1 protein-coding gene is annotated in these 552 nt (G+C 29.0%); it reads left to right on the top strand.

What is annotated here, in order from left to right; all coding sequences use genetic code 11:
* The coding region (locus DNK85_RS12735; protein WP_208123195.1) for a hypothetical protein at window positions 1-195 on the top strand (195 nt) is incomplete at its 5' end.
* Window positions 196-552 lie beyond the last annotated feature (357 nt).

Below are 552 nucleotides of genomic sequence, written 5' to 3'. Positions count from 1 at the left end.
GAAAAAAAAAAAAAAAAAAAAGGAAAGAGAAAAAAGGGAAAAGGGAAAGAAAAGAAAAAAAAAAGAAAAGAAAAAAAGAAAAAAAAAAAAGGAGAAGGAAAAGAAAAAAAAAAAGAAAGAAAAAGGAAAGAAAAAAAAAAAGAAAAAGAAAAGAGGAAAGAAAAAGAGAAAGAGAGGGTGGAAGGAGGGGAGTGAAGAGGAATAAATAGAGAGGGAGAAAAAGGAGGTAAAGGAAGAGAAAGAAAAAGAAGAAGAAAAGAGAGAGAAAACAAGGGAAGAGAAAGAAGATTTGAGAGAAAGGGAGAAGAAGAGAAGAGAAAAGAGAGGAAAAGAAGAAGGAAAGAAGAAAAAAGAGAGAAAAAAAAAAGAGAAGAGAGAAAAAAAAAAAGGAAAAGAGGTGAAAAAAAAGAAAGAAGAAGGAAAGAGGAAAAAAAAAAGAAAGAGAGAAAAAAAAAAAGGAAAAGAGGAAAAGGAGAGAAAAGATGAGGAGAAAAAGAAAGAAGAAAAAAAAAGAAAGAAAGAAAAGGAGGAAGAAAAAGGGAAAAGAAAAAA

Source organism: Cysteiniphilum halobium (assembly GCF_003574425.1).
Lineage (GTDB): Bacteria > Pseudomonadota > Gammaproteobacteria > Francisellales > Francisellaceae > Caedibacter > Caedibacter halobius.
The sequence above is the reverse complement of the archived record's forward strand: the minus strand, read 5'-3'. Positions and strand labels throughout refer to the sequence as shown.